Below are 16,197 nucleotides of genomic sequence, written 5' to 3' on the forward strand. Positions count from 1 at the left end.
ATTTCCCTCGCCCCTGACAGACACATGCCGCAAACGCCCCGTCCCCCGGGACCGGGCGCACGCCGCTGTGCAATTGGAAAACATGGCCAAGAAAATGCTAATCGACGCCACACACGCGGAAGAGACCCGCGTTGTTGTGGTGGATGGAAACAAAGTCGAAGAGTTTGATTTTGAATCTGAAAACAAGCGCCAGCTAGCTGGCAATATCTATCTGGCAAAAGTCACGCGGGTTGAACCCTCGCTGCAGGCAGCTTTTGTGGATTACGGCGGAAACCGTCACGGTTTTCTGGCCTTCTCGGAAATCCACCCGGATTACTACCAGATCCCCGTCGCCGACCGTAAGGCGTTGATGGAGGAAGAACAGGCCTATGCCGACGCGCAGCGCCGCGAGGATGACGAGGAAAAACCACGCTCCAGCCGTTCGCGCTCGCGGTCCGGTGGACGCAACCGCGCGGAATCCGTCAAATCCGACGACGTTGTTGCAACCCGCGATGCGGAAGGCGATGAAATCGCCGGTATGGAGACCATCGACCTCGACGAGGCCGATATCGCCGAGGGCACATCGCCGATGGAAGTGGTTGGCGAGACTCCGGTCGAAGAGCCTGAAAACGAACTGCCGGGCGATGAAGAGGATGATGACGGTCTGGTCGAGACGATGGAGCGCGATGACAGCATCGAATCCGTCGCGGATGATGACGACGCCGAAGATATCCGCCCTGTCCGCAAGCCCCGTGCACGGCGCTACAAGATCCAGGAAGTCATCAAGGTCCGGCAGATCCTGTTGGTGCAGGTCGTCAAGGAAGAACGCGGCAACAAGGGTGCTGCACTGACCACCTATCTGTCGCTGGCCGGTCGTTATTGCGTGTTGATGCCCAACACAGCCCGTGGCGGCGGTATCAGTCGCAAGATTACGAATGCCGTGGACCGCAAGAAGCTCAAGGAAATCGCCAACGAGATCGACGTGCCGCAAGGTGCAGGTCTGATCGTGCGAACTGCTGGGGCCAAGCGCACAAAGACCGAGATAAAGCGCGATTATGAATATCTGTTGCGCCTGTGGGAGCAGATCCGCGAGTTGACGCTGAAATCCATTGCGCCTGCGAAAATCTATGAAGAGGGCGATCTGATCAAACGCTCGATCCGCGACCTTTACAGCCGCGAGATTGACGAGGTGCTGGTCGAGGGCGAGCGCGGTTACCGCATTGCCAAGGACTTCATGAAAATGATCATGCCGTCCCACGCTGTGAACGTGAAACACTACCGCGACCAGATGCCGCTTTTCGCGCGCCATCAGGTCGAAAGCTATCTTTCCTCGATGTTCAACCCGACCGTGCAGTTGAAATCGGGCGGTTATATCGTGATCGGCGTGACAGAGGCGCTTGTCGCCATCGACGTCAACTCGGGGAGGGCCACCAAGGAAGGCTCGATCGAGGAAACCGCCCTCAAGACCAACCTTGAAGCCGCCGAGGAAGTGGCCCGTCAGTTGCGCCTGCGCGATCTGGCAGGTCTGATCGTGATCGACTTTATCGATATGGACGAGCGCCGCAATAACGCCGCCGTGGAAAAGAAGATCAAGGACAAGCTGAAAACCGACCGGGCCCGCATTCAGGTGGGCCGCATCAGCGGCTTCGGCCTGATGGAAATGTCGCGCCAGCGTCTGCGTCCCGGCATGATCGAGGCGACGACCCAACCCTGCGCCCATTGCCACGGAACCGGTCTGATCCGCTCGGATGACAACCTGTCGCTGTCGATCTTGCGCCAGATCGAGGAAGAAGGGGTGCGCCGCCGCTCGCGCGAGGTTCTGGTGAAAGCCCCCGTGGGCATCGCCAACTACCTGATGAACATGAAGCGCGACCATATTGCCCAGATCGAAGGGCGCTATGGCCTGTCGGTGCGGATCGAGGGTGATCCCGTTTTGATCAGCCCCGATTTCACGATGGAGAAGTTCAAGACAGCCACCCGCGTTGTCGTCGAACTGCCGCAGATCGTATCGACGGACTCCGCGTCGATGGATGAGGCGGAGAGCGGTGTGTCAGCATGGGATCTGGAAGAGGCTGAAGAGGCCGCGGCAGAAGCCGCCGCAGCAGCCGCGGCCGGTTCAGAACGCAGCGAGCAGGCCGAGCGTAGCCCGCGCAATCCCGAGACCACGGATGAAGAGGGCAAGCCCAAGAAGCGCCGTCGGCGTCGTCGGCGTGGTCGCTCGAAATCGAATGCCGATGGTGAAAACGGCAACGACAACGGCAATGACGAGGATAACGGTGCAGATGAGGGCGATGACGCTGCAGAAGACGCAGATGATCACGCCACGCCTGCCGTTGCTGTAGCAAAGCCGGTTGCCGAGACTGTAGCAGAGGCTGAGGCTGAGGCAGAGGCAGAGGCAGAAGAACCTGTCGCGGAACCTCCAGCGGAGAAAGCTCCGCGCAAGACCGTGACGCGCACGAGGTCGGCATCGAGCCGCGCCAGCACCGCGGATAAAGCGGCGGATGAAACCAAGGACAAGCCCGCCGCCAAAGCGCCGGCGAAACCACGCGCACCAGCCAAGCCCAAGGCAGCCGCAACCAAGACCGCAACGCCCAAAGCGCCGACAAAGGCAGCCGCGGCGAAAGCGGCGGCCGCAGCAGAATCTGGCAAGGGCGAAGTCGCTGACAAGCCAGCGGCCAAGAAGCCGGCGACCCGCAGTCGCGCGGTCAAACCGGCCAAGGATGCAGTGGTCGAGACGACACCCGACAAGGCTGAAGTCGCCGCTCCCGTTGCCGAACCCATAGCATCTGCGCCCGCAGAGGCACCCGTGGCACCGCAGAAAGAAGTGGCTGAGACCGTTGCGCCGTCGCCAGCGCCCGCTAAGGCCGAAGCAGTCGAAGAAGCCGACAAGCCCAAGCGCAAAGGCTGGTGGTCTTTGGGCCGCTAAGCCTTAGCTACCAGTGAAGCCAAGAAAAACCGCCCCACGGGGCGGTTTTTTCTTATCGGCGATAATGCCTTTCACTGCCCCTTGACCCGCATGCGTCAGGACGGACCCTTGCGAAGACGGTAGACGACATGATCGCTCGCTTCTCGCAGGTCCAGAAACTCATGGCCGGATTGCGCGCAGAAATGCGGCACGTCCACAATCGCTGCCGGATCGCTGGCCAACAGCCGCAGAACCGCCCCCTCAGGCAAGGTCCCAAGAGCCTTGCGCGCTTTCAGGACCGGCAGGGGACACAGCAGCCCGATCGCATCAATCTCGGTTTCATCTTGCATGGGCTGTCTCATAAAAGCGCTCTCACGCGCTGTCCACAAGGATGTGACAAAGCCGCGCGTGACCTTATCCCCAGGATACCGTAAGGCTTTGCCATGTTCGGAATCGAAATCATCGACGCAGGCTTGATGCCCGCCATGATCGTGGCCCTTTTTGCGGGGGTGCTGTCCTTTCTCAGCCCCTGCGTTCTGCCGATTGTGCCGCCCTATCTGGCCTATATGAGCGGGGTTTCACTGGCCGATTTGCAAAACGGCAAGGAAGGTCGCAACCGCGCCTTGTTGCCGGCGCTGTTCTTTGTGATGGGCCTGTCGACGGTGTTCCTGTTTCTGGGGTTCACCGCATCAGCGATTGGCGTGGCCTTCCTACAATATCAAAGCTATTTCAATACCGTAGCGGGCATTCTTGTGATGGCTTTCGGGGCGCATTTCATCGGTGTCTACCGTATACCCTTTCTGGACCGCGAGGCACGGCTGGATGCCGGTGACCGGGGCGGTTCGGCGTTTGGAGCCTATATCCTGGGCTTGGCTTTCGCCTTCGGCTGGACACCCTGCATCGGCCCGCAACTCGGCGCGATCCTGTCGATTGCCGCATCCGAAGCGTCCGTCACGCGCGGAACCTTCCTGCTTGGGATCTATGCGGCGGGGCTTGGCATCCCTTTCTTGCTGGTCGCGGCCTTCCTGCCAAGGTTGAAAGGTGTCATGGGCTGGATGAAACGCCACATGGACCGGATCGAGAAAGTCATGGGTCTGTTGCTCTGGACCATCGGGTTAATGATGCTCACAGGCGGCTTCTCGGCCTTTTCCTTCTGGCTGCTGGAAACCTTCCCCGCATTGGCCGTTCTGGGCTGACCGCCTTGCGACCAGTCTGCGCCTCGCAAATGCCTTACACATACCGGAAAGCTGCGTTACCATACCTTCGGTAACGAGGTGCGGATGAGCAGTATGTCCCCGAAAAAAGTCCTGCGGCGCAGGGTGTTCTATATTCCCGGCTATGATCCGATCCATCCGCGACGCTACCGCGAACTGTATCGCAAGGAAGGCGCTACACAGGCGGCGATCTCGGGCTATGATATCGCCTTGCGACCCAAAACGGACGGCGGTGCTTATGGCTGGCAGGTCGAGGGGCGCTTCGGGGCGGATCGCATCGACATGACCTGCGAGGTGCTGGTCTGGTCAGATATCGTGCGCGACAGCATGTCCAACACCATCCTGTCGACCTATCTGCAACTGTTGCGAACCGCGTGGATCTATGTCGGCAGCGGTGCGCTGGCGCGATTGATGCGCTTGCGGAAAGGACCGGTGATTGCCGCGCTCTATCCGGTGGTGTTCCTGCTGGCACAGCTTGCTCTGGCTCTAGTGGCAGGATGGGCCGTGGTCCGGCTGTCGGCCGGACTGACAGTTTGGGCAGGATGGGATGGGGCCTTGGGTGGCACGCTGCTGCACCTTGGTGCCTTCTGCGGCGCGCTTGGTCTGGCTTGGGCCATCCTGCGCTGGTTCCGCGCGCGTGACGGTCGCTTTTTTGCCTATTACCTGATGCATGACTATGCGTTTTCGGCGCATTTGCGCGGAGCCAATCCGCCTGCGCTGGAGCAGCGGATGCAGGAATTTGGACATGCCATCGCCGCGGCCCTGCGCGACCCTGTGGACGAGGTGCTGGTTGTGGGCCATTCATCCGGCGCACATCTGGCGGTGTCGGTGCTGGCCGATCTGATCCGTGCGGGGCGGGTGCCGGACGAAGGGCCAGACCTGGCTTTTCTGTCCTTGGGGCAGGTGGTGCCGATGCTGTCTTTTCTGCCGCAGGCTCATCGCCTGAGGGCGGATTTGCAGTATCTCAGTGAAAGCGCTGCCCTGACTTGGGTTGATGTCACAGCCCCCGGTGATGGCTGCGCTTTCGCGCTTTGCGATCCGGTCGCTGTCTCGGGCGTGGCGCGCGCGGGCAAACGCTGGCCGCTGGTCCTGTCGGCAGCTTTTACACAAACCCTCAGCCCTGCGCGCTGGAAAGAACTCCGCTGGCGGTTCTTCCGGCTGCATTTCCAGTATCTCTGTGCCTTCGATCGTCCGGGGGACTACGACTATTTCGCCATCACAGCGGGTCCTGTCACCCTTGCCGCGCGCTATGACGGGCGGGCGCCTTCGAAATCGCGGATCGAAAGGTCTGTGTCCGGTCATGTCTCGGTGGCGGCATGACGCAACTGCCACCCAAACCCCCTGTGCGCCCTGACAAGGTGTCGCTCTGGCGGTATATGCGGCTCTTTCGCGAGGATATCCTGTCGGCACAACCCGCGCGCCTGTATCGCGCGTGGATGGCCGAGTTCCGCACGCCGTTTTTTCGATCCTATCTGGCGAACCAACCCGAACTGGTCCGGCTGGTGCTGAAGGAACGGCCCCGCGACTTTCCCAAATCCATGCGCGTGGCTGAAGGCTTGCGGCCCTTGCTGGGCAATTCGGTCTTTCTGACCAATGGCGACGTCTGGGAAAGGCAAAGGCGGATCATTGATCCGGCCTTCGAGGGGGGACGCCTGCGCGACACTTTTCCGGCGATGCGGGATGCCGCACAGGCCGCAGTCGCGCGGTTAGGCGGACAGGTTGAGGCGCATGGCCACACCCCGATCGAGGTCGAGGAGGTCACCAGCCATGTTGCGGCGGATGTGATTTTCCGCACGCTGTTCTCGATCCCGATCGAGAACGAGACAGCGTCACGTGTGTTCCATGAATTCCGCGAGTATCAACGCAGCCAGCCGATCCTGAATATCGCGGCATTCCTGCCTGTGCCGCGCTGGTTTCCCCGTTTCCATCGCCGCAGTACAAGGCGCACAGCCGCCGCGATCCGCGGCCTGATCACGGCCCTGACCGCAGCACGACGGCACGAGATCGACGCTGGCAACGCCCCTGACGATCTGGCCACCAAGATCATGACAACCGCCGATCCAGAAACGGGTGCGCATTTCAGTACCGACGAGATGGTGGATCAGGTGGCGATTTTCTTTCTGGCAGGCCATGAGACAAGCGCATCCGCGCTGGCATGGACGCTGTACCTGCTGGCGACCCATCCCGACTGGCAGGACCGGATCGCCGAAGAGGCGCAGGCGCTGGACGAGATGGATTTTTCCGCAGTGTCACGCCTCAGGATCAGCCGCGATGTGTTCCGCGAGGCGTTGCGCCTCTATCCGCCCGTGCCGATGATGGTGCGCGAGACCTCCTGTCCGGAACGTCTGCGAGACCGCGATGTGGCTCCAGGCGCGCAGATCGTGATCAGCCCGTGGCATCTGCACCGCCATACACGGCTGTGGGATAACCCCGACGGGTTCGATCCTGCCCGTTGGGGTACCGAGAATGGCAAGGGCTGCCTGCGCGAGGCGTTCATCCCGTTCTCGACCGGCGCAAGGGTGTGCACAGGCGCGGGCTTTGCGATGGTCGAGGGGCCGTTGATCCTGTCGATGCTGGTGCGCGCCTTCCGGTTCAAAGCGGTGGCGGAGCGTGTGCCGGTGCCTGTCGCGCATCTGACGGTACGGGCGAAGGAGGGTATCTGGTTGCAGATCACCCCACGCGATCAACTGTGATGTGACGCCGCACGGTAATGGCGCAGGACATAGACGCGGATGGCCGAGGCAAGCCCGATATCAGCCTCGCGCGATTCATCAATTTGCGCCGCCAAGACATTGATTGGAATGTCTTTACTTGTCGCAATATCTCGAAGTGCCTGCCAGAAGTCGGGCTCGAGGGTGACACTGGTGCGGTGACCGCGTAATGTCAGGGAATGTTTGACGGGACCGCCTGTCATGGGGCCTTGCGATGCGCGTCCAGCACGCGCTGCATCTGTGCGGCTTTGGCTTTCTCAAGATCTTTGTCAGCCTTGCTGCGCCCGAATTTCACGGCGTTCTCGTCTGCGCGGGCCTTGGCTTCGGCCCGCGCCTTGTCTTTTCGTACACGGTTCAGACTGACCGGTGTGCTCACCCCTTGGGTCCGATCATGTCTTCGGGGCGCACCACGCGGTCAAATGTCTCCGCGTCCACAAGACCCAGCGCGATGGCTTCTTCCTTCAGCGTCGTGCCGTTCTTATGCGCGGTCTTGGCGACCTTGGTGGCATTGTCATAGCCGATCGTGGGCGCAAGTGCGGTGACCAGCATCAGCGATTCTTTCATCAGCTTGTCGATCCGCACCACATTGGCTTGCGTGCCTACCACCATGTTATCTGTAAACGATCCCGCCGCATCGCCCAGAAGCTGCATGCTTTGCAGCACGTTATAGGACATCATTGGGTTATAGACGTTCAATTCGAAATGGCCTTGCGATCCGGCAAAGCCAACGGCGGCGTCATTGCCCATCACATGCGCGCAGACCATGGTCAGCGCCTCGGCCTGCGTCGGGTTGACCTTCCCAGGCATGATCGACGATCCCGGCTCGTTTTCGGGCAGAATCAACTCGCCCAGACCGGACCGCGGGCCGGACCCCAGAAGGCGCATGTCATTGGCGATCTTGAACAACGATCCCGCCACGGTTTTCAGCGCGCCCGAGAACATGACCATCGCGTCATGGGCGGCCAGCGCCTCGAACTTGTTGGGGGCCGTAACGAAGGGCAGGCCGGTAATACCCGCGATTTCCGCTGCAACCTTTTCAGCAAAACCGACCCGCGTGTTCAATCCGGTGCCAACAGCCGTACCACCCTGTGCCAGTTCATAGATATCGGGCAGGCAAGCCTCGACCCGTTCAATTCCCTTTTTCACCTGATGGGCATAGCCGCCGAATTCCTGCCCCAGCGTGAGCGGGGTCGCATCCTGCGTATGGGTGCGGCCGATCTTGATGATATCCTTGAATTCATCAGATTTCGCAACCAGTGCGGCGTGGAGTTTGCGCAGACCTGGCAACAGCGTGTCACGCGCCATCATGCCGATGGCGACATGCATCGCGGTCGGGAAAGTGTCGTTGGATGACTGGCCCATATTGCAATGGTCGTTCGGGTGGACAGGGGATTTCGATCCCATAACGCCGCCCATGATCTCGATCGCGCGGTTCGAGATCACTTCGTTCGCGTTCATGTTTGACTGTGTGCCCGATCCGGTCTGCCAGACGACAAGCGGAAAGTTGTCGTCGAACTTGCCCTCGATCACCTCGGTCGCGGCTTGCTGGATTGCTTTGGACAGGTTTGCATCCAGATCACCGAAACTTTCATTGACGATGGCAGCGGCTTTCTTGATCACGCCCAGCGCGCGCACGATGGCGATGGGCTGGCGTTCCCAGCCGATGGGGAAGTTCTGGATAGAGCGTTGCGTCTGCGCGCCCCAGTATTTGTCGGCTGGAACGTCCAGAGGGCCGAAGCTGTCGGTCTCTACGCGGATATTGGTCATGGCCTTGCCCTTTGCGGTGGATTTGCGCCCCTCATACCGGAACGGGCGACAAGATCAATATTGTATGCTTTCGCATACCGCATAGAAGCCGGAAAAACGCAGTGGTTTGAGCTTATTTGCGGAAGGTATCCAGACGCACGACTTCGGCTTCCTTGTGACCGCCGGAAGGGTCGCGCGGATCATCGTCATCGCCGTCATCATCCTCGTCTTCCTCCTCGTCCTCGCGGCTATGGGTCTCAAAGCGCAGGCCAAATTCAACGGAAGGGTCCACGAAAGTCTTGATCGCGTCATAAGGGATATAAAGCGGCTCCGGGTTTTCGCCAAAATTCAGCGAGACCGAGAAACCGTCATCCTGCACATCCAGATTGTCATACCAGTGCTGCATCACCACCGTCATTTCCGACGGGTACCGGTCGCGCAGCCAATCCGCCAGCTTGGCTTGCGGATGGGTTGTGTCGAAGGTGATGAAGAAATGATGCGCGCCGGGCAAGCCATGCGCCGCGACATCCTGCAAGACTTCCTGAATCAGGCTACGCATCGCACGATGCATCAGATTGCCGTAATCAATGTTGCGCGACATATCGTTTCCCTTGGACCTACGTAGCCAGCATAGGGGATTCGGGATAAAACAAAAGACAGGTGCGCAAAAAATCCCCCAAGGACAAGAGGGCCGTCAGAAACCTGCCTGACTGAGGGCGAAACCCGCCACGGCCATCACCGCCAGAAAAGCGGGCAGGGGCAGTGCAAGCCGCAGATGCATCAATAGGGCAAGCACTGTCAGGGCGGCGGCCTGCCATTGGAAACTGTCCCAGACCGGCATAGGCCCGAACCGCGTGGTGTTCACAGCGGCAAAGATTACATGCAGGGCAAACCACAACGAAAGGTTGAGGATCACCCCCACGACGGCAGCCGTGATGCTGGCCAGAGCACCGCGCAACCGCGGGCGATGCGACAGCGCGTCGATATAGGGGGCACCGGTAAATATCCATAAAAAGCAGGGCGTAAAGGTCATCCACAGGGTCACGATCCCTGCAATGACGCCCATCAGCGGCCCGCTTTGGGCGATGCCTGTCAGAACACCCACAAACTGCGTGACCAGAATGAGCGGGCCGGGTGTGGTTTCGGCCAGACCCAGCGCATCAATCATCTGCGCGGTGCTTAACCAGCCGAAATCGGTGACGACCGCTTGGGTCATATAGGCGAGCACCGCATAAGCCCCGCCAAAGGTGACGATTGCCAGAGTCGAGAAGAACAGCCCCAGATCGGCCAGCAAACCGCGCTCGAACACCAGCAGCAGGGCGAGGGGCACCAGCCAGATAACCAGCCAGACAGATGCCGTGGCCAGCGTCCGGCGCAGCGGAACCTTCGCGGGCACAGCCATTGGCGCTGCATCGGATGCGCTGTTTGCAAAACCCCACAGGGCAGCGAGCGCGATGATGAGCGGGAAGGGCAGTTGCAACAGGAATATGCCCGCAAAAGACAACGCTGCGATAACCATATCCGCCCGTCCGCGCAGGGCCCGCGCGGCCAGCCCGCGCAACGCCATCAGAACGATCACGACAACAGCGGCCTTGATCCCCAGAAACAGCGCCTGGACAACCGGTAACTGGCCGTAGCTGGCATAGGCCAGCGCCAGTGCAAAGATCACCAGCGCGCCGGGCAGCACGAACAGCCCGCCCGCGATCAGCCCTCCCAAAGTGCCGCGCAGTCGCCATCCGGTATAGGTGGCCAATTGCATCGCCTCGGGGCCGGGCAAGAGCATGCAAAACGACAACGCGCGCAGGAATGTCGGCTGGTCCAGCCAGTTGCGCTCCTCGACCAGTTCGCGCTGCATCAGGGCGATCTGTGCTGCGGGGCCACCGAAGGACAGCAACCCGATTCGTCCAAAGACACGGATCAGGTCGCTATGGCTGGGGGCGTCACGCATCTGTGCTGGTTCCTTGTCCTGTGCGGCAGCGCATAGAGTAACGCCTGCCAACCGCAAGACCAGACCCGTGTTACCGTCGTAACAGGCGTATGTCGCAGACAAAGCGGCCATGATGGTGCGAATGGAGGAGAAAGTGCAGGCTTCTGTTGCCAGGTGCCTGCGAACCCCGCCTTAAGCTGCTAAGCCTAAGGGCTTAAGTTTCGATATCGCCGACCGCTTACGCGGCCATTGCTACCGGAGCACGATTGTCATTTGCAATTGTACTTTTCGGACCGATAACGGTGGTACCTCACCGAGACAAAGCATAACCCCTTTAGACGTTCGTCGATCCTGTTTCAGCCCCATTGCCGCCAAATGAACGGGTTTTGGTGGAGCTGCCGGGTACCGCCCCCGGGTCCGATCCGCGTATTACGAGCGCGTTTATGTCCATAGTCTGTTGCCAGACAGGTTGAATATAGGGCAGGGCGCAGCGCATTTGAAGGGGTCAAATGCAGCAGATGCTATCAGTCCCGCGCGCGGGACTGCCGCGCGGCCATCACATCGCGGCCAAGGCCCAGCGTATACTCGGCCAACTCGCTGAGGGCCGCATCAGCGGCGGCGGCATCCTGCGCTGCGATCGCACCGGCGATACGGCTGTGCAAGTCGATGATCGCGCTGCGGGACCGCGCGGTAAAGGTGATCATGTTCATCAGGGGCTGCATTGCCTCGACCGCACCTGCCAGATGATAGGACAGCACCGGATTGCCCGCCCCATCTACAAGCGCGCGGTGAAAGGCCACGTCCGAGGCGCAGAAATCCTCGTCCGACAGGGCAGGATCCGATTGCACAGCAATCTCGGTACGCATCCGGTCCAGATGGGCCTCTCCACGCCGGGCCGCGCATAAAGGGGCACAGGCCCGTTCCAGCGCATAGCGCGCCTCGCAGGCGACATCGAAACTGACCGCGTTCATCGACAAAAGCAGGGTCGAGGTCGTGATTTGCTGCCCGTAAGCCTGTTCGAACGATAACCGGTTCACAAAGGCACCGCCGGTCGCGCCGCGTTGTGTGCGGATCAGCGACTGCGCGGCAAGGCGCTTGAGCGCCTCGCGCACGGTCGGGCGCGACACCTGAAAATGCTCGGCCAGTTCCGCCTCGGAGGGCAGGCGCGCATCCACGATCAGCTTGCCAGATACGATCTCATCCCCGATTGCCGCGGCAATCTGGGCGGAGAGGTCTTTGGCGCTGGCGGGGTCAAGTTTCATATGTCTGACAATTGGGGGTTTACGAGGAAGCTAATTGTCTGACAATTTAATTGCAAGCGGAAGGCGACGAAGCGAGTCGCCCTTTCATGCTTGGGGGAGAACATGCTGTCAGACCGGATCAGAGCAATGGGCGCGCCGCATTGGTTGGCGCTGTTCGCACTGATCGTTAGCGCATGGATTGTCCTTTATGCGATGGCCCTACCTGCCGACCTGCGTGCCTCGGCGCGGATGTTCGGCGCGGCATTCTGGGAAAGCCTGTGCACCGTGACGCCGGATGCGGCCGGATTTGGCCGTGTCACTTTGATGTGGGCCTTGATGGCGGCGGCGATGATGGCACCCACGGCGCTGCCCGCATTCGCCACCTATGACGATCTGGGGCGCAGCACGCAAACCCGCTTTGGCGCGCTGGTATCGGGCTACATGGCCGTCTGGCTGGGCTTTTCCGTGCTGGCAGCAGGGCTGCAAATGGCGCTGTTCAGCGCCGGACTGGTCAGTGCCTTTGGCGACAGCCTGTCCCTTGGGCTGTCAGCGGGGCTGTTGCTGCTAGCGGGGCTCTACCAGTTTTCGCCGGTGAAAGAGGCCTGCCTGAGCAAATGCCGCGCACCGCTTACGTTTTTCATGGCCCATTGGGAGGAAGGACCGCTGCGCAACGGATTGCGCCTTGGTCTGGTCTGTTTGGGCTGCTGCTGGGCCTTGATGCTTCTGGCCTTCGTGGGCGGTGTGATGAACATCGCCTTTATGGGGCTGGCCACCCTGATCATGGTGATCGAGAAACTGCCGCAATACGGGCGTATCCTGACACGGCCACTGGGTGCGGCGCTGGTCCTGTCTGCAATAATTCTGGCGCTGCGCGCCATCTAAGGGAGAGAGAAAAACATGGCTTTGGATCAAAACGCAGTCGGAACAGTCCCTTGGGCGATCAAGGGCGAGCTGATCCTGAACTGCAACTGCACAGTATTTTGCCCCTGCGTCGTCAGTCTGGGTAAACACGCGCCCACAGAGGGCTATTGTCAGGCATGGTCGGGCATCCGCATCGACGAGGGCCATTACGGTGACGAGGATATCTCGGGCCTCAATGTCGGGCTTTTGCTGGAAATCCCCGGCCTGATGGCGCGCGGCAACTGGAAAGCGGCGGCTTACATCGACGAGCGCGCCTCGGACGCCGCCTACGAGGGGCTGGTCAACATTTTCTCGGGTGCTGCACGCGGCACGACGGGCCTGTTCAAAGTTCTGGTCAGCGAGTTTCTGGGGGCCGAGCGCGCGCCCGTGATCTTCGAAACCGAGGGCAAGACCCGCCGCCTGATGGTGGGCAAGGCGATCCACGGCGAAGTTGTGCCGGTCGCAGGCAAAGACCCCGATCAGGAGATCGTCGTGACCAATACCGAATACTGGATGGGGCCGGATATCACCGTGGCCACGGCCACAAAGGGCCGTGTGCGCGCCTTTGGCCGTGTATGGGATTTCGACGGGCGCAGCGCGGAAATCTGCCAGATCGATTGGCACGGACCCCGCTGATCGAGGGGCAGGGAGGCAAGCGATGATCAACCCCGGATACGTTCTGACAATGGCGCGCTACAATGCGTGGCAGAACCGCCAGATGAAAGCGGCGATGGAATCCCTGCCGGATGACGCGCTGCGGGCGGAACGCGGGGCGTTTTTCGGCTCGATCATTGCAACCGCGAACCACATTCTCTGGGGGGATCGCATGTGGATGGCGCGTTTCCAGCGGCAGGAACCACCCGCGGACGGGATCGAGGCCAGTACCACGATCACACCAACCTATGCCGTATGGAGTGCAGAACGCTTCCGTATGGACGGGCGCATCCTGCTCTGGGCCGAAAAGTTGCAGGCGCTGGATCTGGTGGGAGATCTGACATGGTATTCGGGTTTCATGAAACAGGATGTGACCCGTCCTGTCGGGGCATTGGTGGCGCATATGTTCAACCACCAAACACATCATCGCGGGCAGATCCATGCTATGCTGACAGCCGCCGGTGCTAAGGCTCCCGTGTCGGATCTGTTCTTCATGCCACAGGACGGCCCTTGGCTTTGACAGGGCGTTTTTGAGTAATTGACGCAAGATGAAGGCAGGGGCTGATCCCCGGCCTGACAACAGAAGGAGCAAGCGCCATGTTCAAGGCATTGGTTGTTGAGAAGGACGAGGACGGCAAGACCAGCGCCGCTGTCAAACAGCTTGGCGAGGCAGACCTGCCCGATGCCGAGGTAACAGTGGCGGTCGAATATTCGACGGTCAACTACAAGGACGGGCTGTGCATCGGGCCGGGTGGCGGGCTGGTGCGGAACTATCCACATGTGCCCGGTATCGACTTTGCCGGCACGGTCGAGACATCCAGTGACCCGCGCTACAACGCCGGTGACAAGGTGGTGCTGACCGGCTGGCGTGTCGGAGAGGCGCATTGGGGCGGTTATTCCCAGAAAGCCCGCGTGCGCGCCGACTGGCTGGTGCCCTTGCCGCAAGGCCTGAGCACGCGTCAGGCCATGGCCGTGGGCACGGCTGGCTTTACCGCAATGCTGGCGGTCATGGCGCTGGAAGATCACGGGTTGAAACCGGGGCACGGCGAGGTGTTGGTCACAGGCGCTGCGGGCGGTGTGGGATCTGTCGCGGTCGCGATCCTTGCGGCGCTGGGGCACGAGGTGGCAGCCGTCACTGGACGCCCCGAAACCGGGGATTACCTGCGCGGCTTGGGCGCAACGCGGATCGTTCCGCGCGAGGAGCTGGCCGAGACCGTCAAGCGTCCATTGGAATCCGAAACCTGGACCGGCTGCGTCGATGCCGTGGGTGGCCCGATGCTGGCGCGGGTGCTGGGGCAGATGAAATACGGTGCATCGGTTGCGGCTGTGGGACTGGCGGGTGGCGCGTCATTGCCCGCGACGGTGGTGCCATTCCTGCTGCGCGGCGTGAACCTGCTCGGGATCGACAGCGTCATGCAGCCCTATAACAACCGCCTGCGGGCATGGGAGCGGATTGCCCGTGATCTGCCGATGGACAAGCTGGAAGCGATGATCCAACCCGCCACGCTGTCCGATCTGCCGGAACTCGGCGCCGATATCCTGCAAGGGCAGGTGCGCGGGCGTGTCGTGGTGGATGTGAATGCCTGAGCGTTGACCCTGCGTCCCGCCGCGCCGGTGCTTGACGCCGTGCGGCGGGATCATCACAGTCCTTGCTAAAACAACGGGGACAGCCATGACACTTGATGTCGATTTCGTGCGCGCGCAATTTCCGGCTTTTGCGGTCGACAGCCTGCAAGGTCAAAGCTTTTTCGAGAACGCGGGCGGCTCTTACACCTGTGGCGCCGTGATCGACCGGCTGACGCGGTTCTATACTGAACGCAAGGTGCAACCCTATGGCCCCTACGCGGCGAGCCGACTGGGGGGCGCGGAAATGGACGAGGCGCGCAGCCGCCTGTCGGCCATGCTCGGCGTCGAACCGGACGAACTGTCCTTCGGGCCTTCGACCACCGCCAATACCTATGTTCTGGCGCAGGCCTTCCGGCAATGGATGAAACCGGGCGAGGCGATCATCGTGACCAATCAGGATCACGAGGCGAATTCCGGTCCGTGGCGACGTCTGGCCGATGACGGGATTGAGATCCGTGAATGGCGACATGATCCTGAAACCGGCCACCTGAACCCCGAGGATCTGGAAAACCTGCTGGACGAGTCCGTCAGGCTGGTCTGTTTTCCCCATTGCTCCAACGTCATCGGCGAGATCAATCCGGTCGTCGAGATCACCGCGATGGCCCATGCCGCCGGAGCCTTTGTCTGTGTCGACGGCGTCAGCTATGCGCCGCACGGTTTTCCTGATGTCGGGCTGATGGGGCCGGATATCTATCTGTTCTCGGCCTATAAAACCTATGGTCCGCATCAGGGTCTGATGGTGATCCGCCGTGCGCTGGGGCAGCAATTGCCCAATCAGGGGCACGGGTTCAACGGCGATACTCTCTACAAACGTTTCACCCCTGCAGGTCCTGATCATGCGCAGATCGCGGCTTGTGCGGGGATGGCCGACTATATCGACGCGCTGGCCGGTCATCACGGCTTGGGCGGCCCCCCCGCCGCGCGGGCAAGCGGCGTGCATGATATGATGCGCGCCCATGAGGTGAAGCTCTTGCAACCGTTGCTGGATCATCTGGGATCGAAGAACTCGGTACGGCTACTGGGGCCGCGTCAGGCAGCCGAACGCGCGCCCACAGTCGCCATCGAAACACGTCACGCAGGCCGCGATCTGGCCGCACGTCTGGCCCCACTGGGCATCATGGCGGGCGGCGGCGACTTCTATGCCGGACGGGCCTTGCAGGGTATGGGTGTGGACAGTGCGCGCGGTGTCTTGCGCCTGAGTTTTGTGCATTACACGGCACAAGGCGATATTGACCGTCTGATGACCGCGCTGGATGAAATTCTTTAATCCGATCAAGCCCCCGCTACGTAACCT

General features: G+C 61.0%; 16 protein-coding genes and 1 other RNA gene. 9 read left to right on the forward strand and 8 right to left on the reverse strand.

The genetic code is table 11. From position 1 onward, the window contains the following. Positions 1 to 82: 82 nt before the first annotated feature. On the forward strand, positions 83 to 2,905 hold the full coding sequence (locus K7H22_RS01660; RefSeq protein WP_230798884.1) for an Rne/Rng family ribonuclease: 2,823 nt from the start codon (positions 83 to 85) through the stop codon (positions 2,903 to 2,905). A gap of 95 nt (positions 2,906 to 3,000) precedes the next feature. Here the strand turns inward: K7H22_RS01660 and K7H22_RS01665 are convergent, their stop codons facing one another. Beyond that, a complete protein-coding gene (locus K7H22_RS01665) occupies positions 3,001 to 3,234 on the reverse strand; it encodes a sulfurtransferase TusA family protein (protein ID WP_230798885.1) in 234 nt (77 codons plus the stop codon). 93 nt (positions 3,235 to 3,327) lie between these two features. On the opposite strand from K7H22_RS01665, the gene K7H22_RS01670 reads away from it, so the two are divergent. The 3 genes from K7H22_RS01670 (at position 3,328) to K7H22_RS01680 (ending at position 6,791) form a co-directional block, all read left to right on the forward strand. Then, a complete protein-coding gene (locus tag K7H22_RS01670) occupies positions 3,328 to 4,080 on the forward strand; it encodes a cytochrome c biogenesis CcdA family protein (protein ID WP_230798887.1) in 753 nt (250 codons plus the stop codon). A gap of 84 nt (positions 4,081 to 4,164) precedes the next feature. Then, positions 4,165 to 5,418 (forward strand): hypothetical protein, encoded by a 1,254-nt coding sequence (locus tag K7H22_RS01675; RefSeq protein WP_230798889.1) that lies wholly within the window; start codon positions 4,165 to 4,167, stop codon positions 5,416 to 5,418. Beyond that, positions 5,415 to 6,791, forward strand: a complete 1,377-nt coding sequence (locus K7H22_RS01680) for a cytochrome P450 (RefSeq protein ID WP_230798890.1) — start codon at positions 5,415 to 5,417, stop codon at positions 6,789 to 6,791. The genes K7H22_RS01675 and K7H22_RS01680 overlap by 4 nt, the downstream gene beginning before the upstream one ends. Here the strand turns inward: K7H22_RS01680 and K7H22_RS01685 are convergent. The 7 genes from K7H22_RS01685 to K7H22_RS01715 all read right to left on the reverse strand — a co-directional run bounded on the left by K7H22_RS01685 (position 6,782) and on the right by K7H22_RS01715 (position 11,744). Beyond that, positions 6,782 to 7,012, reverse strand: a complete 231-nt coding sequence (locus tag K7H22_RS01685) for a ribbon-helix-helix domain-containing protein (protein WP_230798891.1) — start codon at positions 7,010 to 7,012, stop codon at positions 6,782 to 6,784. The two genes, K7H22_RS01680 and K7H22_RS01685, sit on opposite strands and share 10 nt — an antisense overlap. Next, positions 7,009 to 7,185 (reverse strand): DUF4169 family protein, encoded by a 177-nt coding sequence (locus K7H22_RS01690; protein WP_230798892.1) that lies wholly within the window; start codon positions 7,183 to 7,185, stop codon positions 7,009 to 7,011. The genes K7H22_RS01685 and K7H22_RS01690 overlap by 4 nt, the downstream gene beginning before the upstream one ends. Next, the gene (fumC, locus tag K7H22_RS01695) at positions 7,182 to 8,576 is read right to left on the reverse strand and encodes a class II fumarate hydratase (protein WP_230798893.1); all 1,395 of its coding nucleotides are present in this window, start codon (positions 8,574 to 8,576) and stop codon (positions 7,182 to 7,184) included. The genes K7H22_RS01690 and fumC overlap by 4 nt, the downstream gene beginning before the upstream one ends. A 112-nt stretch (positions 8,577 to 8,688) precedes the next feature. After that, a complete protein-coding gene (locus tag K7H22_RS01700) occupies positions 8,689 to 9,156 on the reverse strand; it encodes an SspB family protein (protein ID WP_230798895.1) in 468 nt (155 codons plus the stop codon). A 93-nt stretch (positions 9,157 to 9,249) separates the two neighbouring features. Beyond that, positions 9,250 to 10,503: a chromate efflux transporter gene (gene chrA, locus K7H22_RS01705; RefSeq protein ID WP_230798897.1), complete on the reverse strand. Its 1,254-nt coding sequence runs from the start codon at positions 10,501 to 10,503 to the stop codon at positions 9,250 to 9,252. Between the two features lie 132 nt (positions 10,504 to 10,635). Further along, positions 10,636 to 10,987: a transfer-messenger RNA gene (gene ssrA, locus K7H22_RS01710) on the reverse strand. Between the two features lie 19 nt (positions 10,988 to 11,006). After that, the gene (locus tag K7H22_RS01715) at positions 11,007 to 11,744 is read right to left on the reverse strand and encodes a FadR/GntR family transcriptional regulator (RefSeq protein ID WP_230798899.1); all 738 of its coding nucleotides are present in this window, start codon (positions 11,742 to 11,744) and stop codon (positions 11,007 to 11,009) included. A 126-nt stretch (positions 11,745 to 11,870) separates the two neighbouring features. Here K7H22_RS01715 and K7H22_RS01720 point away from each other — a divergent pair, with 126 nt between their 5' ends. The 5 genes from K7H22_RS01720 to K7H22_RS01740 all read left to right on the forward strand — a co-directional run bounded on the left by K7H22_RS01720 (position 11,871) and on the right by K7H22_RS01740 (position 16,170). Further along, entirely contained in the window at positions 11,871 to 12,605 is a 735-nt protein-coding gene (locus K7H22_RS01720) for a DUF2182 domain-containing protein (protein ID WP_230798900.1), read from the forward strand. 15 nt (positions 12,606 to 12,620) lie between these two features. After that, positions 12,621 to 13,259, forward strand: a complete 639-nt coding sequence (locus K7H22_RS01725; protein WP_230798902.1) for a DUF1326 domain-containing protein — start codon at positions 12,621 to 12,623, stop codon at positions 13,257 to 13,259. Between the two features lie 22 nt (positions 13,260 to 13,281). Further along, a complete protein-coding gene (locus tag K7H22_RS01730; RefSeq protein WP_230798904.1) occupies positions 13,282 to 13,797 on the forward strand; it encodes a DinB family protein in 516 nt (171 codons plus the stop codon). Between the two features lie 77 nt (positions 13,798 to 13,874). Beyond that, positions 13,875 to 14,864 carry an acryloyl-CoA reductase gene (gene acuI / locus K7H22_RS01735; RefSeq protein ID WP_230798905.1) on the forward strand — a complete coding sequence of 330 codons (990 nt, stop codon included), beginning with the start codon at positions 13,875 to 13,877 and terminating at the stop codon, positions 14,862 to 14,864. An 85-nt stretch (positions 14,865 to 14,949) separates the two neighbouring features. Further along, positions 14,950 to 16,170, forward strand: coding sequence for an aminotransferase class V-fold PLP-dependent enzyme (locus tag K7H22_RS01740; protein WP_230798906.1), 1,221 nt, complete (start codon positions 14,950 to 14,952; stop codon positions 16,168 to 16,170). The last annotated feature ends 27 nt before the right edge of the window (positions 16,171 to 16,197 follow it).

It is taken from the genome of Seohaeicola saemankumensis, from assembly GCF_021021435.1.
Classification (GTDB): domain Bacteria; phylum Pseudomonadota; class Alphaproteobacteria; order Rhodobacterales; family Rhodobacteraceae; genus Seohaeicola.

What these genes read in the sequence shown, in the direction of transcription:
- K7H22_RS01660 (WP_230798884.1), top strand. Translation starts at nt 83, where the DNA reads ATGGCCAAGAAAATGCTAATCGACGCCACACACGCGGAAGAGACCCGC.
- K7H22_RS01665 (WP_230798885.1), bottom strand. Translation starts at nt 3,234, where the DNA reads ATGCAAGATGAAACCGAGATTGATGCGATCGGGCTGCTGTGTCCCCTG.
- K7H22_RS01670 (WP_230798887.1), top strand. Translation starts at nt 3,328, where the DNA reads ATGTTCGGAATCGAAATCATCGACGCAGGCTTGATGCCCGCCATGATC.
- K7H22_RS01675 (WP_230798889.1), top strand. Translation starts at nt 4,165, where the DNA reads ATGAGCAGTATGTCCCCGAAAAAAGTCCTGCGGCGCAGGGTGTTCTAT.
- K7H22_RS01680 (WP_230798890.1), top strand. Translation starts at nt 5,415, where the DNA reads ATGACGCAACTGCCACCCAAACCCCCTGTGCGCCCTGACAAGGTGTCG.
- K7H22_RS01685 (WP_230798891.1), bottom strand. Translation starts at nt 7,012, where the DNA reads ATGACAGGCGGTCCCGTCAAACATTCCCTGACATTACGCGGTCACCGC.
- fumC (WP_230798893.1), bottom strand. Translation starts at nt 8,576, where the DNA reads ATGACCAATATCCGCGTAGAGACCGACAGCTTCGGCCCTCTGGACGTT.
- K7H22_RS01700 (WP_230798895.1), bottom strand. Translation starts at nt 9,156, where the DNA reads ATGTCGCGCAACATTGATTACGGCAATCTGATGCATCGTGCGATGCGT.
- chrA (WP_230798897.1), bottom strand. Translation starts at nt 10,503, where the DNA reads ATGCGTGACGCCCCCAGCCATAGCGACCTGATCCGTGTCTTTGGACGA.
- K7H22_RS01715 (WP_230798899.1), bottom strand. Translation starts at nt 11,744, where the DNA reads ATGAAACTTGACCCCGCCAGCGCCAAAGACCTCTCCGCCCAGATTGCC.
- K7H22_RS01720 (WP_230798900.1), top strand. Translation starts at nt 11,871, where the DNA reads ATGGGCGCGCCGCATTGGTTGGCGCTGTTCGCACTGATCGTTAGCGCA.
- K7H22_RS01725 (WP_230798902.1), top strand. Translation starts at nt 12,621, where the DNA reads ATGGCTTTGGATCAAAACGCAGTCGGAACAGTCCCTTGGGCGATCAAG.
- K7H22_RS01730 (WP_230798904.1), top strand. Translation starts at nt 13,282, where the DNA reads ATGATCAACCCCGGATACGTTCTGACAATGGCGCGCTACAATGCGTGG.
- acuI (WP_230798905.1), top strand. Translation starts at nt 13,875, where the DNA reads ATGTTCAAGGCATTGGTTGTTGAGAAGGACGAGGACGGCAAGACCAGC.
- K7H22_RS01740 (WP_230798906.1), top strand. Translation starts at nt 14,950, where the DNA reads ATGACACTTGATGTCGATTTCGTGCGCGCGCAATTTCCGGCTTTTGCG.